The sequence below is a fragment of the Shewanella sp. Isolate8 genome (assembly GCF_022398495.1).
Lineage (GTDB): Bacteria > Pseudomonadota > Gammaproteobacteria > Enterobacterales > Shewanellaceae > Shewanella > Shewanella aquimarina.
In genome coordinates this window covers 1,591,342-1,607,840 of the sequence record NZ_JAKEVI010000001.1, presented here as the reverse complement: position 1 = coordinate 1,607,840, position 16,499 = coordinate 1,591,342, and the positions used below count along the sequence as shown (strand labels likewise).

Genomic DNA, 16,499 nt, shown 5'->3' with positions numbered 1-16,499 from the left:
GTTCAACACCACTGCATACGTATGCAAAACAGACAGGCGTGAAGCACCTTCTAGGCACCTAGGGTAAAGACAAATAAAAACATATAGTTAATCTGATTTTGACAGGCTATTTTGTGACCTTGCGCACCCCAAATGGCGGCCTTTATGAGGCTTGGGTCACTTTTGAATACGTATGCATAATATTGTGACCGCGACGAATGCGAGAGTAGTATCGGGTCTGCTACATAACAACTTAGAAACAAGTACAATAACAAGCACTCTCATTCACCTATATAGCTGTGAACAAGGGTCCCCCCTTAATTTCACACACAAGAAGTAATACAGAATGAATAGAGTGAAAAAAGGGGAAGATGGATGTTTCAATTTAAACCTAACCTACTCACGCTAGCCCTGCTTACCGCCGGTGTCAGTGTGCAGGGTTTTGCAGCAGACGCGGTAGAGACAGAAGACCAAGCGCAAGCCCAGCAGTCGATCGAAGTGATTGAAGTCACCGGGATCCGTCGCAGCTTGCAAGAGTCTCAATCACTCAAGATGTCCTCATCATCTGTGGTCGAAGCCATTTCGGCCGAAGACATAGGTAAGTTGCCAGACGTGAGTATCGCCGAGTCGTTAGCTCGCCTGCCGGGTGTTGCCGCGCAGCGTCTCGATGGCCGCGCGAACGTGATTTCGATTCGCGGTCTGGGCCCAGACTTTACGACCGCCACCTTAAACGGCCGCGAACAGGCCTCGGTGAACGACAACCGTGGTGTTGAGTTCGACCAATACCCTTCTGAGCTGCTAAACCGCGTTGTGGTTTACAAGACGCCGGATGCCTCTGTGATGGCACAAGCCATCGGCGGTACCGTCGATATGCAGACCATTAGCCCCCTAATTCATGGTGAACAGACAGTTGCCGTCTCACTTCGCGGTGAAATGAACGATCTTGGTGCACTTAACAGCGACTCAACCGACAAGGGATATCGCAGCAGCATCTCATACATCGACCAATTCGCCGATGAAACCATAGGTATTGCACTGGGTTACGCCCGTATGCAGTCGCCTAACCAGGAAGAGCGCTGGCAAGCCTGGGGTTATCCCGAGCTAGACTATGATGCTAATAATCCAAAAGTACTCGGTGGTGCCAAGCCATTCGTTCGTTCGAGCGAACTTGAGCGCGACGGCGTACTAGCTGTGTTCGAGTATCAGCCAAACGACAGCTTTAAGTCTGTTATCGACCTCTACTACACCAAGTTTAAAGATGAACAGCGTCTTCGCGGCATCGAGATCCCAGGTCAATGGGGTGGCGGCTGGGCAAACTCAGGCATCACTGCCCTGGAAACCCAAGACGGTCTGGTAACCAAAGGGGTGATCAACGACGCTGCCGTTATCGTACGTAACGACATCAACGTGCGTGACGCCGAATCACTGTCGATTGGTTGGAACAACAAATATGCCATCAACGATAACTGGAATATCGAAGCCGATGTCGCCCTTTCAAAGGCGAGCCGTACCGACCTTGGTATGGAAAGTTATGCCGGTACTGGCCGCGGTAACGGCAACGGTGCCACCGACAGCTTAGGTTTCGAATATGACGGCCAGGGCGGATACGACTTCACCCATAACCTGGACTACGCAGATCCCGATCTGATCAAGCTAGGCGGCGCCTTTAGCTGGGGCGATCCAATGGGCCCTAGCAGCCAAGACGGCTTCATCAACAAGCCAGAGATTGAAGATGAGCTTAAGTCACTGCGCCTTGCGGCTGAGTATATCTTCGATGACGGCGCTATCAGCAGCATCCAATTTGGTGTGAATCGCACCGACCGTGAAAAGAGCAAGCGCGACAACGGCTACTATCTGACACTTAAAGGCTACCCAGATATGCTGACCGTGCCAGAAAAGTACCTGTTAGACCCAACGTCACTGGACTTCTTCGGTATGGGCGACATGCTGAGCTACGACTCACTCGCCTTCTACAACGATGGTAACTATATAGAAACCAACGCAGATTCGGTCGATCTGAGCCGCGCCACCAACTCATGGGATGTATCTGAAGAGGTGACTACGGCATTCGTTAAGGTGAACCTTGAGACAGATCTTTATGATATCCCTGTCACGGGTAACATCGGCCTGCAGGCTGTGCACACAGACCAAAGCTCTGATGGCACGGTCGCAACAGTCGACAGTGGCTCGGTAGTCAAAACCCCTATCACTGCCGGTGACACATATACAGAATGGCTGCCTAGCATCAACCTTGGCTTTGAAGTCGCCGAAAATCAAATGGTTCGTGTCGCCGCTGCACGTACCCTTACCCGTGCACGCATGGATAAGATGAACGCCAACGTTAACTTCAGCTATAACGCCAATCCAACAGATGGTGTTAACTGGTCCGGTGGTGCAGGTAACCCTTATCTGCGTCCATGGTTGGCCCGTCAGTACGATATCAGCTACGAGAACTACTTCAGCGATCAAGGCTACTTCGCCCTAGCTGTGTTCTACAAGGATCTGGAAAACTATATCTATGATCAGCAATCCAACTTCAACTTTGGTGAGCTGTTCCCTGAGCAACCTGGTAATCCTATCGGTAACGTGACTCAGCCACAGAATGGTCAAGGCGGTTACGTACAGGGTATCGAAGCCTCACTATCACTGGATTTCGGTCTATTCGCCGACAGCTTGGAAGGTTTCGGTACCATCCTAAGCGGTACCTACAACGATAGCGAAGTGAAAGAAACGCCAGACAGCGAGCCAACAACGCTACCGGGTCTGTCTGAGAAGACCTTTAACGCCACGGTTTACTACGAAAACGCAGGCTTCAGTGCTCGCGTCAGCTCTCGCTACCGTAGCGACTTCCTGGGTGAAGTCACCAAGATCAGCCTGCAGCGTGAAAACGTGAACATCAAGGCGGAGACGGTTGTCGACGCGCAGATTGGTTATGACTTCTCTGAGAGTGGAATTGACGCCCTTTACGGTCTGTCGGTGCTCTTCCAGGTAAACAACCTGACCAACGAGCCATTCACCTCTTACTTTGGTGATGACAAACGCGAAGTACGCGACTTCCAAAACTATGGTCGCAACTATATGTTAGGTTTGAACTACAAGTTCTAAGCTAACACGCCTGTAAATTAGCCTCTGTAACCCAGTTACGGGGGCTTTTTTTTAAGGTGGCTATTATTTTTAGATCCTAGTTTTTAAAGCGCAAGTTTTTAAGGCATAAGTTTTTAAGCTGTAAGTTAAGGAGCGAGCCATGACATCAGAGATTAAACACCTGGTCATCGTAGGTGGCGGCAGCGCAGGTTGGATGGCGGCGGCCATGCTTAGTCGCATGATGGGCCGGCAACTTAAGATCACCCTGGTCGAGTCAGATCAAATCGCCACCGTCGGTGTTGGGGAAGCCAGCATCCCCCCTCTGCAGCTCTTCAACCGCGCATTAGGCATTAACGAACACGACTTTCTTAGGGCGACTCAGGGCACCTACAAGCTGGGGATCGAATTTGAGCATTGGCTCAAACAGGATCAGGCGTACATGCACGCCTTCGGCACTCAGGGCAAAGATCTTGCGCTCACCCCCTTTCGCCACCTCTGGCTAAAGTCGAAGCCGGAGTCGGCAAGTGACTATTGGCGATACTCCCTTAACTATCAGGCCGCTAAGGCCAATCGGTTTCAACCCTTAGCTCAACTTCCTGGCACAGATCTTCCTGGGATCAATCATGCTTACCATTTCGATGCAGGCCTCTATGGTAAGCAGCTGGCACACTACAGCCAGCAAAACGGCGTTAACCGTAAAGAAGGCAAGATAACCCGAGTCCTATTGGATGGCGACAGCGGTGATATTGACTGTCTCGAACTCGAAAACGGCGAGAGGATCCGCGGCGATCTCTATCTGGATTGTTCGGGATTTCACGGCCTCCTCATCAAACAGGCGCTTAACGTCGAGTACCTGGATTACCGCCAATGGCTCCTGTGTGACCGCGCCATCGCCATGCCGACGATGGCAACTCGGCCAAGGCGGCCCTATACCCGGGCCAGCGCCCACAAGGCCGGCTGGTGCTGGCAGATCCCGCTGCAAAACAGAACCGGTAATGGCATCGTCTACTCGAGCCAATACATGAGTGACGATGAGGCCTTATCACTGCTGGAAAAGCATGTAGACAGCGCCCCCATTGGCGAGCCGAGAAAGATTCAGTTCATCCCGGGACGCGTCGCCAACCAGTGGCATAAAAACTGTGTCTCACTGGGACTCTCAAGCGGCTTCTTAGAACCTCTGGAGTCCACCAGTCTGCATCTCATTCAAAGCGGTATCATACGCCTGTTAAAGCTTTTCCCTAACCCGCTGAATATGGATGCACTAAGGGACGAATATAACCGCCAATCGGCTGAAGAGTTTGAACAGATCCGAGACTTCATTATCTTACATTACAAATTAAATCAGAGAGATAATGACGAATTCTGGCAACATTGCCGCGAGATGTCGGTACCTGATACCTTAACTGCCAAGATGGCATTATTCTCCGCCTCGGGCGTGATAGATTGCCCCCAGGAATCCCTCTTTAGCGAAAATGCCTGGACCCAGGTGATGCTGGGGCAAGGACTCATGCCTGCGAGTGCCCATCCCCTCGCTAGCGCACTGACAACAGAGCAAACCACAGAACTACTCCATAATCTAAATAGAATCATCACCAAGACGACTGACGCCATGGCGAGTCATGATGACTACCTCAAACAACACTGCGCCGCGCAGTCAGAGTAAAAAAGGATAACCAGATGAAACGCTCTTACCTCTCTCGAAGCATAGCCTTAGGTACTTTCGGTGCGTTAGGTGCTTTAGGTGCTTTAGGTGCTGTCATAGCACTGGGCGGCACCACTTTTTCGGCTCAGGCCCAGGCCACCAACGACAATGCATCTCTACGTATCGAGCCGCTAAACTGGTGGGCGGGCATGCACCACAGCCAGCTGCAGCTCATGGTTCACGGCAAAGATATCGCCAAGGCCAAGGTCAGCATTAAGGCTAACGGCGTGACCCTTAAAGGCGTTGAGACCACTGAGAACCCCAACTACCTGTTTGTGAACCTGGACACCCAAGGCGCCAAGGCGCAGACCTTTGAGCTTACTTTCAAGCAAACCGGTCGTGAGACGATGCATGTTAGCTATGAGCTACTCAAGCGCGATAACGGCAGCGCGGCGCGCCAGGGCTTTGGCAACCAGGATGTCATCTATCTCATCACGCCGGATCGCTTCGCCAACGGCGATCCCGGTAACGACAACCAGAGCGACATGCTAGAGCAAGCCGACCGCAGCAATCCCGGCGGTCGCCATGGCGGTGATATTCAGGGGATCATCAACAGTCTGGACTATCTGGCCGATCTCGGCGTGACTCAGCTGTGGATCAACCCGCTCACCGAAAACAATATGGCCGAGTACTCCTATCACGGCTACTCGGTTACCGACCATTACCGTATCGATCCCCGATTTGGCAGCAACCAGGATTACCGTCAGCTTGCCGTGAAGGCCAAGGAGCATGGCATTGGCATCATCGCCGATGTGGTGGTCAATCATATCGGTGCCAACCACTGGTGGATGCAGGATCTACCGAGCCAGGACTGGCTAAACCTTGCTCCGGCAACCGAAAAAGATCAGTCCCCTAAGCCTATCTTTACCAGCCACAGACGCACCACGATGCAAGACCCCTATGCTACCGAGCAAGACAAGCAAGACTTCAGTCATGGCTGGTTTGTCGAGTCGATGCCGGATCTAAACCAACAGCAGCCACAGCTTGCCAACTACCTGATCCAAAACAGCATCTGGTGGGTCGAATATGCGCACCTCAGTGGCATTCGTGAAGACACCTACTCCTATGCCGATAAGGACTTCCTGGTCGATTGGACCAAGGCCATCATGGCCGAATACCCTAAGTTCAATATCGTTGGTGAGGAGTGGACAGGTAACCCCATCACCGTCGCCTACTGGCAGAAAGACAAGGTAAACAAGGATGGTTACCGATCGGCGCTGCCGAGCCTGATGGATTTCCCCCTCTATGAAACCCTGTTGAAGGCGCTGAGTGAGAAAGAGAGCTGGAGTGATGGGCTAATCCGCCTCTTCGAGTTTTTGGGTAATGACATGGTCTATGCCGACCCGACACAACTGGTGCTTTTCGAGGGCAACCACGACACCAACAGGATCTACAGCCTGCTGGGTGACAACCTGGCGCTGACTAAGATGGCGCTGGCCTATGTGCTGACCAGTAACCGCATACCGCAGATCTTCTATGGCTCAGAAATTTTGATGCAAAGTCCAACCAAAGATCGTAATGACGGCATTACTCGCTCTGATTTCCCTGGCGGATGGGAGGGTGACGCCATCTCCGTTTTTGATAACAAGGGACTAAATGCGGATCAAGCATCCATGCTGAGCTTTACCCGTACCCTGCTCAACTTCCGTAAGACGGCGCGCTATATCCACAACGGCGGCCTTCGCCACTATGTGCCTAAAGATGGCGTTTACGTGCAGATGCGCTGTAGCCAGCAAGATTGCGGCGACAAGGCACGTCTCATGACCATCTTCAACAAGAACGACAAGCCGGTCGAACTGTCACTCGAGCGCTATCGCGACCTGCTGGGCAATGTCCGCAAGGCGCGCAATGTGATAACTGGCGAAGGCGTGATACTTGATGATTCCCTCTCCCTCAAGGAGCAAGGCGTTACCCTGCTCGCCATCGAGGAAGCCAATTGATGCTAAAAGCAAAATCAGTAAGACCTATGGGCGCTCGCCCAGCCCGTCAGGGGCTTAAGACCTTAAACCCCATGGTTCGCTTAGCCGCCATTAGCGGTTTTACCCTGCTGCTATCGGCGCAGGCTATCGCCTTGCCGCAGATGGAGATTCGCTCCAGCGCGAACCAGCATGAAGATGCCGCAAGCAAAGTGAGCCAAGCACAGGTTACCAGCGTGGATAAACCCGTTATCTATCAGGTATTCACCCGCCTGTTTGGTAACACCCAGACCGCCAATATCCCCTGGGGCACCAAGGCGCAAAATGGCGTAGGTAAGTTCAACGATTTTACGCCCAAGGCGCTCGAAAGCATCAAGTCGCTCGGCGTCAGCCATATCTGGTATACCGGGGTTCCTCACCACGCGCTGGTGGGCGACTATCAGACCTATGACATAGGATTGGACGATCCCGATGTGGTCAAGGGCCGTGCCGGCTCCCCCTATGCGGTGAAAGATTACTATAACGTCAACCCGGATCTGGCAAACGATCCCGCCAAGCGCCTTGAGGAGTTCGAGGCGCTGATCGCCCGTACCCATGCCGCGGGGATGAAGGTCGTGATAGACATAGTCCCCAACCATGTGGCGCGCGGCTATCACTCGCTTTCGGCCCCGCAAGGGGTGAGCGACTTCGGCGCTGATGACAACACTCGGCTAGCCTACGCCAGAGACAACGACTTCTACTATGTGGTGGGCACCCCCTTCGAGGTACCAGATCTTAGCCAGGACCTTAAGCCCCTCGGTGGCGAGGCCCATCCCCTAGTCGATGGCAAGTTCGAGGAGTTTCCCGCCAAATGGACGGGTAATGGCGCCCGCGCGGCAAAGCCAGATCAGAACGACTGGTATGAGACAGTCAAGATCAACTATGGCATCAAGCCAGATGGCAGCATAGATCATCCGCAGTTGCCTAAAGGCTTTGACACCAAATCTGTTGCTGAGCATTACGCCTTCTGGCAACAGGTGCCCAAGGAAAACATTCCCAGTTCCTGGCATAAGTTCAACCAGATTGCCCAGTACTGGCTCGCCAAGGGCGTAGACGGTTTTCGCTATGACATGGCCGAGATGGTGCCCGTCGCCTTCTGGAGTTACTTAAACAGCAATATCAAACAGACGAATCCAGATGCCCTGCTGCTCGCCGAGGTCTATACCCCAAGTCGCTACCGTGACTACATTAACCTTGGCAAGATGGACTACCTCTACGACAAGGTGGGACTCTACGACAGCCTCAAGGCTATTATCCAGGGTAAGGCGGGGACACAAGCGATCGAACGCGATCGCAATAGCGTCGAAGATATCGCCGAGCATATGCTGCATTTTCTCGAAAATCACGACGAGCAGCGCATCGCCAGCCCTGAATTTGCCGGAGACCCTCAAAGCGCCCTGCCCGCCATGGTGATCTCCACCACTCTAAGTCAGGCGCCCACCCTGCTCTATTTCGGTCAGGAGGTCGGCGAAGATGGCAGCGAAGAGGCAGGCTTTGGTAAGCCGAGCCGCACCAGCATCTTCGACTATGTTGGCGTACCGGCCCACCAGCGCTTTATGAACCTGGGTAAATTTGACGGCGGTCAGTCTTCAAAAGAGGAGCTGAGTCTGCGAGCTTACTACGCTAAGCTGTTAAACCTCAGCCACAGCCTCAGCGCACTAAGCGGTGAATATGGCGATCTACACAGGGCGAATATCGATCAAGACAAGGGATATGATGCAGACCTATTTGCCTTCAGCCGCTTCGACGCCAAGCAGAAGGTCATCATCGTCAGCAACTTCTCCAAAGATAAGACTAAGCACCTCACCCTAGAGCTACCACCAGCCTTAATCAAACGCTGGCAACTCGCACCAGGCACCTACCCGCTAAAAGAGATGCTAAGTGATAAAGAGCCAACAGCGCCATTGACACTAACGACGAAGGAGGGCCAAGTCACACTCAACCTGGCCCCACTTGAGTCAAAGGTGCTTGTTGTAGGAGAGAAATAAGCCCTGTCACTTCAAGATATCAAAGCGAGTAGCTATTGAGTACAACCCCCGCATACTCAAACTGCTCGCTTTTTTTGCGCTTGTTGATTGATGTAGAGATGTGCCTTGAAGCAGAGCTTGTGTTTTGATTGGATTGCTATTTTTCGTCGCTCGGGCAACTATTGTCATCAAAAGAATATTGATAAAGACCATGTTCACTCTCTAAAACGACATTATTTTTGTCCACTATAAGTATTGCTAAGTTGCTTTCAGTTAAAGCCGACAGTAAGCCTTTGCAGTCACCTATGTCTTTGGGTTGCGGGAGACTCTGCAACCCAGCTAAAGCCTGCATAAAGTTACTAGACCCATTTTGCTTGTTTAATCTCATCGTCAGTTTTGGTCCTGGCGACGTTTCGGACCGCTCTATTCTAGTACCCGTTATTGTGATCTTTTGGGAAGGTTGATCATCAACTTGTGGTTTTGAAGTACACCCAGACATAAGAATGACAAGTAAAAACATAGACAAGACTTTCATTTAAAATCCTTTTTTCACGTTTCACACTAACTAGCAAGCTTTGTTAAATTTTACCTACGTTTATGTTCAGTACGAGATGCAATGTCTGGAATTGATTCTGAGGGCGTTATCACTGTACGGACATTTGCTATACCAGCTAATTTCTTTTTTGCTATGTAGCTCATTGGCTGACCAGTTTTCTCTGATTCTTCGCGGATTTCATCAATCAATTCACCTGGAATTGGTTGGTCGATTGCTTCTATGACCGTTGATAGATGATATGTCGCATCATCTTCATCAGCGCTACTCATGTGCTCGAGTGCTACTTCGGGGTCTAAACTTAAAGCTTCTTCCATGCCTGAACCAATACTGCCAAAGTTATGATGAAACCACTCACATTGTTCTTGACTCAAACTAAGAACAAACAAGTCCTGATCGTGAAACGGCACATGGAAGTCGTTAAAATTAATAAACTGCCGCCCATCAATTCTCATTTGAAAATGGTAATGGGGATAATCTATTGATGTACTTGCATGACCAGCATAGTCATTTTTTGAACAATCAAATGTCCATTCAATATTTTTCCACTTTATTGTGTATGAGATAACTTTTCTGTCTGCCTTTTCTTCTTCGAGATCATTAATGTTTGAATGAAACCGTTCTTGGTTTGCACACCAGCGTAGAAATGCAGCAATGTTTCCATACCCATACTTCTTGTATACCAATGGAAAGTCTTTCTTTTTGAATTTGCATTGCCGCAATAACCAGTGTAAGCAAGGTTCACTTTTGCTTATAGTTTTAAAGGGTTTTCCGCACAGATAGCAAATATCTTGCTCATAGCCAATTTTAAAAGCATGAGCTTGCTTGATATGCTCTTCTTCTTGGCGTTGATTCATTTCCTCAATATGTTCAGGAGACATTGAATCAAATATTTTCTTATACTGCATTGTATCGTGATGCATAAAGCCTCCCATAAAATTTAACGCGCAAACTTAGCGCGGAAAGCCGCGCAGCGGGTTGACGTCGCAGCCAGCGCTGTTTGCTGGCGTTAATATTTGTTTGTTATGTTTCGTGTTCGATTTTAGTTGCTAATCGGCCAAGATGAGCAATTAGTTTCTCATTATTTCTGAGGTTTACTGGTCGAATTTCATCTGGACCTTCCCAAGAAACCGGGCTTAAAAAAGTTGCAAAAAATGCTGAATACGCGACATATTTTGACGCGTTGATTTCAGTAATTTCTTTGATTGTGATAGTTGGATTATAACCTCCGGTTTGTACCCAACCAAACCGCAATGACAACTCCATTAATGAGGGGATTTTCGTCATCAATTGCTTCAGAGCACAGAGCGCATCAATACAGTGAAATAAGCTAGCTTCCTTGCTGCATTTAATTCGGTCATGCTTCAGCCGATTATAAACTCTCCACCAGTCCAGCGGAGAGGTTGATTGATCACTCCACTTTTTAAATGGGCAAAGGACTACAGGTTTCCCCTGAAGCAAAAGTGATTTCGAGGCTCCCAATTGCAAGTTACTTTCTAGCTCACGGTAGTAGTCATAAATATTTGCTCCGTTACGAGTCATTCTTCGACCTTTTGGACCTGGTCTCTGAAATTCTTCTGGCATTAAATCTCTGAAAAGAGTATCAATGACTGAGCAGGTTTCCACCATAATTGGTACAAGTCGAGGAGAATAAATCTTTTTTAAATCAGACTCGCTTGAAAAAGGTATAATACTGGTGATCTCAACCAGTCTTTTTTCAATATTTTGATACCATTCAAAAACTTCTATCACTACTTCTTCTTGATACATATTTACTCGGATTTACTTGTAGAAACATAACAACTTATTAGTGAGACCTTGCAAGGTACGCTACCTTGTAAGGTAGGAGACCAAGCATGTAAATAAGTGGGGCCAGAGTAATCTTCTAAAGGAGGTGATTGGCGCATGTGGTTGGCTTTTTCATTCCCTGAATGGCGTAGTCGATGCTTGATTCGAGTTGGCCTAGCTCTGTCCTTAATTGGTGATACTTTAATCTATCTTGTCGGGGCTATACAACATGCCAGGTCACATTTAATCAAAGATTTCTCTCTAAAAAATAAAGAGTTGAATCTATTCAAACCAGATCAGTTCTAATCGAAGAAGCGTTGAGATACGGGTGTAAGCACACTTTTGGCTCTCGGCGGCATGGCCAAATATGTTCCCTACATCTTTTGGCATTCCCTACATCCATGTAGGTCAGTGCCGCCGTGAAGCCTCCAGGGATAACTCTCTTTGACAAAAAGTCGGCGTGCCAAAAGAGTGCTTGCACATTCCCCCGCCGGGCAGGCGTTAGGTTGCCATGAAGGTACGACCTTCAATCATTTCCCAACAAACATTCGGCAAACACTACAAGCTGAAAATCGAGAATCCTCGAACACCAGATAACGCCAAATCGAAGAGACGTTAGATATCGAGTGTAGATACACTTGTGAGCTTCCGTGACAGGGATGTCACGGTAGAGCCTACAGGGAGCGTACTTGCGGCGTCTCACAAGGGTATCTGCACAACCCTCGCCGGGCAGGCGTTAGGTTGCCATGAAGGTACGACCTTCAAACATTTCCCAACAAGCAATCGGTCAAACACCACAAGCTGAAAATCGAGAATCCTCGAACACCAAAAGAACAAAACCACCAGCCACAAAAAAGCCCTCAATCTGAGGGCTCTCGTTAAATCTTATTTCTTACCCGGCCGACTTTCGGCCCAGGGATTAAAGGCTGGCTTTTGTTCAACCTTGCGCTCCGAGCTTTGATCTTTCCCACCGCGATCACCAGGCGCTGCTGATTTAGCTTTAGCAATCCTATCCTTCTTGCCAGTAGAGTTACCTTTATAAGGGGATGCCTTACCTTGAGGCTTGGATTGTCCTCTAGGCTTATCTTCTCTGCGCCTATCCTTAGCATCCTTAGAACCCTTCTCAACTTGGCTAGCCGACGCTTCGCTGCCCTTCTCACCCTGCGCCTGCTCACGTTTAGCCTTGGGCACATAGTTGAGAATCGAGACAGGTACAGGCTTTCTCAGCGCGAAGCCTTCGATCTCGCGGCGCTCAAGCAGGTGATCGAGACGGCTCTCGATCATGCAGAGATTCTTAAAGTCGTCCTTGGATACCAATGAGATCGCCTCGCCCTTGGCTCCGGCGCGGCCGGTACGCCCAATGCGATGCACATATTCGTCGGCGGGAAACGGCAGATCATAATTGATCACCAGTGGCAGGTTATCGATATCAATCCCCCGCGCCGAGATCCCCGTGGAGATAAGATAGGCTATCTTGCCCGCCTTGAAATCCGCCAGGATCTGCTCACGCACCGCCTGGGTACGACCGCTGTGAATACACTCGGCCTCAATGCCCCGCTTCTCGAGTTGACTCACCAGCTTAGCGGCGCCATGTTTGGTCTCGATGAAGATAAGCGCCTGTTGCCAGGCATTTTCTTTGATGAGATGGCTGAGTAGCGCCGACTTCTTATCCTTATCCACCGTGGTGATCCACTGCTCGATATCCGGCGTGCTCTCCTCATTCTTAGTCACCGACAGATGGATCGCCTTAGGTACTGCCTGTTTGGCCAGCTCACGAACCGGGCGAGACAAGGTGGCGGAAAACAGCAGGTTCTGCCTGTCTTCCGGCAGTGTGTCTAAGATCTTGGTGATATCCTCGATAAAGCCCATATCGAGCATACGATCGGCTTCATCGAGCACCAGGAGTTCCACCTCATCGAAGCGAATGGCCCTCTGGGTATAGAGATCCCGCAGGCGACCCGGCGTGGCCACCACGATATCGACGCCCTGGATCAATTGCTGCTTCTGCGCCTGCACATCTACCCCACCATAGACGGCCATAGACGCTAGCCCCACGCCTTTACCGTACTGGCAGATGCGATCGTTTACCTGCAATACCAGCTCTCGGGTAGGCGCCAGAATGATCGCCCTCGCCCGCTTCTTGCGCTGAGTCTGGCCCTGCATCAATTTAGCCAGCATAGGCAACACGAAAGTCGCCGTCTTACCACTGCCGGTTTGCGCCGCCGCGATCAGGTTCTTGCCCTTAAGCGCTAAGGGAATGGCTTCTTGTTGGATCGGCGTTGGCTTGTGATAACCGAGTTGTTCAAGGTTAGCCAACAGGGCTGTGGGTAGGCCAAGATTTGCAAAAGTCATGAATTCTCTCTTAGTGCCAAAAGGCGAAAATTAGGGCAGAAACGGCAAAAATCGTCAGCCAATCAATCGGCTGGTAAAACGAAGCGCGCTAGTATAACAGAGCCACCTGCTAAGACTAGCGCAGATTAGTCAAAGTAAACCAGGGACGGATTAAGAAAGCAGGAACAAGAAAGTAGAAACAAGGAGCTAAGTTAGTCCCCTAACATCACAAGCTAGGCAATCCTATGTCATAACGACGTCTTATTCACATTTTCATACAAAAGAAATGATTTAGCGAAAGGTAAATTAGCCCGCGAGCAGTGTTATGAGTAATAATGAAGGAGTGGTGAAAAATATGCGCCGGCATGACTAACTCATAAAGTTTGCTTGGCACAGCGTTTTAACACAAACTGATGCACACTAGTTAGGATCTCGCCAGAGAAGCTGTGCCAGTAAATTTCCGCTCTGGCAGCGCAAAGGATTGACAATGAGTGATCTCTATTTCGCCCCATCGACCCCCCATGATCATCACGACACCTTACCTATCTGGCGAGAACTGATCTTCAAGCGCCTATTTGGCCTGCTCGCCATCTTGTGTGTGCCTGTGTACATCACCAGCGTTTATCTCTGTATTCAGATGGGGCTGATCGGCATGGCCGCCTTCGATACGCTAGCCTATCTTCTCCTGCTCTACATCTTACTAGCCCGGGGACTCAGGCAGAGCCTGCGCTACTGTATCGGTTGTTTGATGTTTTTCGCCATCGGCGTGGCTTTTCTCATTACCATAGGGCCAACCGGTGCCGGCTTCTTCTGGCTGTTCGTGTTTCCGCCGCTCACCAGCATATTAATTGGTAAAAAGGCCAGTCTATGCGCCCAACTGCTCAACGCAGCCGCTCTCACCTCCATCGGCGTCGCCTACCATAACCAGTGGTTTCAATGGCCCGAGACCCAAGGTTATAACGGCTTTATCTGGTCAGTAGTGGCGATAAACTTCATCGTCACCAACGCCATGGTCACTCAATCTGCCGCCTTCCTGCTGGGTAAGTTGACCCATTCGCTGCGCTCGACCACGGCATCCCGAAGGGCGACCGTGATGGGGCTGGCAAAGCTGGCAGAATACCGTGACAACGAAACCGGCGCCCACCTTATCCGCATGCAGCACTATGCCAAGATGCTGGCCACCCAGCGTCAGACGGATAAAGATGCGCCAACTGAGTTAACCGATGATTTCATTCAGGAGATCACCCTGTCATCCATTTTGCACGACATTGGCAAGGTGGGGATTGCCGATGCCATCTTGTTGAAACCAGGCAGGCTTACCCCTGAGGAGTTTGAACAGATAAAGGCCCATCCCGTAATCGGCGCCCAGGTACTGGAGAGCCTGCTCAGCTATGCCCCCGAATGCGCCTTTATCAAGATGGGACGAGACATTGCGGGAGGTCACCATGAATGGTGGGATGGCAGCGGCTATCCGGCAGGGTTAAAAGGCGAAGCGATTCCACTTTCTGCCCGCATCGTCGCCTTGGTAGATGTGTATGACGCCCTCACCTCGCCGCGCTGCTATAAACGCCCCTTTAGTCACCAAGAGGCGATGGACTTAATCTGCCAAGATAAGGGAACCCACTTCGACCCTAAGCTGGTCGACAGCTTCATGGCCATTAACAACAGATTCGAACTGTTGTCGCGCGCGTCCCTGTTCGAACAACCACTCAAACAACCACTGAAGGGGCAGCCCGCCGCGTTGACTAACTCAGAATTAGAAACCAGCCAGTAGGTTATTGGTATTTTTGCCCATCATGGCTTAACCAACCCGCCGGGTGATGACCATTAGGATCCTTGTGTGTCCAATGGATCACGCCGCCGCGATTATTCCACTCATACTCACCGAAGAAGCCAACCCTGTCGCCGACCTTAAGATCAGCGATACGCGGCGCAAGGTCGATATTATGGGCCACCAAGAGGGTCTGGCCGCTGGCCAGGCGCACAATGAAACGCTGATGACGACTCCCCTTGGTGTCGTCACCGAGCAGGCGTATCACTTTCCCTTCTCCCTGGATCTGCAGCCCACTTTGCTTTTGTTCAAACGCCTGACTGAGCTGCGCATCATTCGCCGATACCGAAAGCGTTACACTCAACGCCAATACAAGCGCGGCAAGCACTCTGCCGACAAACAATAAGCCTTTATCTTTCAATGTCATCAACTTCATCTCTTGCCCGCCATACGAATGACTTCAGCCGTCATCAAAACTTTGACGGGCTTATGTTCAGGGTTAGTCTCGCTAGCGACATAGCTTGCCTTTGGCATCTTATCTAGCTTAGCCTGAGTCATCCAACCTTCGGGCGTGGAGCCTACCAATGTCTTACTCACCTCATTGCCCTGACTATCGATAACCACAAAATAGCTAAACTTGCCGGCCCCCTTAGGGATCCACTTGGGGCGCGACTTTAACATAACAGGATTTACCGGTTTGGCCTGCCAATAGTTACCTAAGTCCCCAAAACTGACTTCAAGCAGGTTATTGAGTACGGCGCTATCACCAGAATTGGATTCACTTGAGGGCGCTTGGGTGGCACCACAGGCCGTTAGTGCCAGAGTTAATATGACCTTGGTAATCAATTTTTTAGACATTTTTCATCCTTGAATAATAGGTTAATGCAATGATTTTATTGTTGAAAAGATTAACGAACCACACTATCACAATAGCGCTTCATTAAAAAGTAGCGCGCCGGGCTGCCCTCGAACGCAGGCACGGTCCCTGCTAGGGTAAATCCCAGCTTCTGGTAAAAATCCGGCGCCTGAAAATCTAGGGTATCCACCTGGGCCTGCAGGCAGCCACGACCGATGGCTAACTGCTCAGCAGCTAACATCAACTCACGCCCAAGACCTGTGCCGCGGGCGGTTTCATCCACCCAGACCACATGAATAAGAAAATTTTTATAGATGGTTCGCCCATAGACGCCACCAATTAGCTTACCCAAGTCATTATGGGCCAGTACGGTGAGCGGCTCACTCGTCTCCAGGCCCATCTTATCGAAATTAAACTGGCGCACCCCATCGACTAGGGCATCGACGAGTTCGCTGTTCTCGCCCTCTGCCTGACTAATGGTTAACTGGTTCCGATTACTAATTATCTGCATAG

General features: G+C 50.4%; 12 protein-coding genes. 5 read left to right on the top strand and 7 right to left on the bottom strand.

Annotated elements, in window-relative coordinates; genetic code table 11:
- Positions 1 to 354: 354 nt before the first annotated feature.
- The 4 genes from L1D43_RS07085 to L1D43_RS07070 all read left to right on the top strand — a co-directional run bounded on the left by L1D43_RS07085 (position 355) and on the right by L1D43_RS07070 (position 8,708).
- Positions 355 to 3,084, top strand: a complete 2,730-nt coding sequence (locus tag L1D43_RS07085) for a TonB-dependent receptor (protein WP_239850471.1) — start codon at positions 355 to 357, stop codon at positions 3,082 to 3,084.
- Between the two features lie 139 nt (positions 3,085 to 3,223).
- Entirely contained in the window at positions 3,224 to 4,726 is a 1,503-nt protein-coding gene (locus L1D43_RS07080; RefSeq protein WP_239850470.1) for a tryptophan halogenase family protein, read from the top strand.
- A 14-nt stretch (positions 4,727 to 4,740) separates the two neighbouring features.
- The gene (locus tag L1D43_RS07075) at positions 4,741 to 6,705 is read left to right on the top strand and encodes a glycoside hydrolase family 13 protein (RefSeq protein WP_239850469.1); all 1,965 of its coding nucleotides are present in this window, start codon (positions 4,741 to 4,743) and stop codon (positions 6,703 to 6,705) included.
- Positions 6,706 to 6,845: 140 nt separating this feature from the next.
- On the top strand, positions 6,846 to 8,708 hold the full coding sequence (locus tag L1D43_RS07070) for an alpha-amylase family protein (RefSeq protein ID WP_239851077.1): 1,863 nt from the start codon (positions 6,846 to 6,848) through the stop codon (positions 8,706 to 8,708).
- 136 nt (positions 8,709 to 8,844) lie between these two features.
- Here L1D43_RS07070 and L1D43_RS07065 read toward each other — a convergent pair whose 3' ends face one another.
- The 4 genes from L1D43_RS07065 to L1D43_RS07050 form a co-directional block, all read right to left on the bottom strand.
- A complete protein-coding gene (locus tag L1D43_RS07065) occupies positions 8,845 to 9,222 on the bottom strand; it encodes a hypothetical protein (protein ID WP_239850468.1) in 378 nt (125 codons plus the stop codon).
- A gap of 50 nt (positions 9,223 to 9,272) precedes the next feature.
- Positions 9,273 to 10,163: a hypothetical protein gene (locus tag L1D43_RS07060; protein WP_239850467.1), complete on the bottom strand. Its 891-nt coding sequence runs from the start codon at positions 10,161 to 10,163 to the stop codon at positions 9,273 to 9,275.
- A gap of 100 nt (positions 10,164 to 10,263) precedes the next feature.
- A complete protein-coding gene (locus tag L1D43_RS07055; protein WP_239850466.1) occupies positions 10,264 to 11,010 on the bottom strand; it encodes a hypothetical protein in 747 nt (248 codons plus the stop codon).
- Between the two features lie 903 nt (positions 11,011 to 11,913).
- On the bottom strand, positions 11,914 to 13,380 hold the full coding sequence (locus L1D43_RS07050; protein ID WP_239850465.1) for a DEAD/DEAH box helicase: 1,467 nt from the start codon (positions 13,378 to 13,380) through the stop codon (positions 11,914 to 11,916).
- 466 nt (positions 13,381 to 13,846) lie between these two features.
- Here L1D43_RS07050 and L1D43_RS07045 point away from each other — a divergent pair, with 466 nt between their 5' ends.
- A complete protein-coding gene (locus L1D43_RS07045) occupies positions 13,847 to 15,133 on the top strand; it encodes an HD domain-containing phosphohydrolase (RefSeq protein ID WP_239850464.1) in 1,287 nt (428 codons plus the stop codon).
- Between the two features lies 1 nt (position 15,134).
- On the opposite strand, the gene L1D43_RS07040 is transcribed toward L1D43_RS07045, so the two are convergent.
- Genes L1D43_RS07040 through L1D43_RS07030 form a run of 3 tightly spaced genes read right to left on the bottom strand, consistent with a single transcriptional unit; the run spans position 15,135 to position 16,497 of the window.
- Positions 15,135 to 15,566: a DUF3465 domain-containing protein gene (locus L1D43_RS07040; RefSeq protein ID WP_345773698.1), complete on the bottom strand. Its 432-nt coding sequence runs from the start codon at positions 15,564 to 15,566 to the stop codon at positions 15,135 to 15,137.
- Entirely contained in the window at positions 15,563 to 15,988 is a 426-nt protein-coding gene (locus L1D43_RS07035; protein ID WP_239850463.1) for a hypothetical protein, read from the bottom strand. The genes L1D43_RS07040 and L1D43_RS07035 overlap by 4 nt, the downstream gene beginning before the upstream one ends.
- A 50-nt stretch (positions 15,989 to 16,038) precedes the next feature.
- Positions 16,039 to 16,497, bottom strand: a complete 459-nt coding sequence (locus L1D43_RS07030; protein ID WP_239850462.1) for a GNAT family N-acetyltransferase — start codon at positions 16,495 to 16,497, stop codon at positions 16,039 to 16,041.
- Positions 16,498 to 16,499 lie beyond the last annotated feature (2 nt).

What these genes read in the sequence shown, in the direction of transcription:
- L1D43_RS07085 (WP_239850471.1), top strand. Translation starts at nt 355, where the DNA reads ATGTTTCAATTTAAACCTAACCTACTCACGCTAGCCCTGCTTACCGCC.
- L1D43_RS07080 (WP_239850470.1), top strand. Translation starts at nt 3,224, where the DNA reads ATGACATCAGAGATTAAACACCTGGTCATCGTAGGTGGCGGCAGCGCA.
- L1D43_RS07075 (WP_239850469.1), top strand. Translation starts at nt 4,741, where the DNA reads ATGAAACGCTCTTACCTCTCTCGAAGCATAGCCTTAGGTACTTTCGGT.
- L1D43_RS07070 (WP_239851077.1), top strand. Translation starts at nt 6,846, where the DNA reads ATGGAGATTCGCTCCAGCGCGAACCAGCATGAAGATGCCGCAAGCAAA.
- L1D43_RS07065 (WP_239850468.1), bottom strand. Translation starts at nt 9,222, where the DNA reads ATGAAAGTCTTGTCTATGTTTTTACTTGTCATTCTTATGTCTGGGTGT.
- L1D43_RS07060 (WP_239850467.1), bottom strand. Translation starts at nt 10,163, where the DNA reads ATGCATCACGATACAATGCAGTATAAGAAAATATTTGATTCAATGTCT.
- L1D43_RS07055 (WP_239850466.1), bottom strand. Translation starts at nt 11,010, where the DNA reads ATGTATCAAGAAGAAGTAGTGATAGAAGTTTTTGAATGGTATCAAAAT.
- L1D43_RS07050 (WP_239850465.1), bottom strand. Translation starts at nt 13,380, where the DNA reads ATGACTTTTGCAAATCTTGGCCTACCCACAGCCCTGTTGGCTAACCTT.
- L1D43_RS07045 (WP_239850464.1), top strand. Translation starts at nt 13,847, where the DNA reads ATGAGTGATCTCTATTTCGCCCCATCGACCCCCCATGATCATCACGAC.
- L1D43_RS07040 (WP_345773698.1), bottom strand. Translation starts at nt 15,566, where the DNA reads ATGAAGTTGATGACATTGAAAGATAAAGGCTTATTGTTTGTCGGCAGA.
- L1D43_RS07035 (WP_239850463.1), bottom strand. Translation starts at nt 15,988, where the DNA reads ATGTCTAAAAAATTGATTACCAAGGTCATATTAACTCTGGCACTAACG.
- L1D43_RS07030 (WP_239850462.1), bottom strand. Translation starts at nt 16,497, where the DNA reads ATGCAGATAATTAGTAATCGGAACCAGTTAACCATTAGTCAGGCAGAG.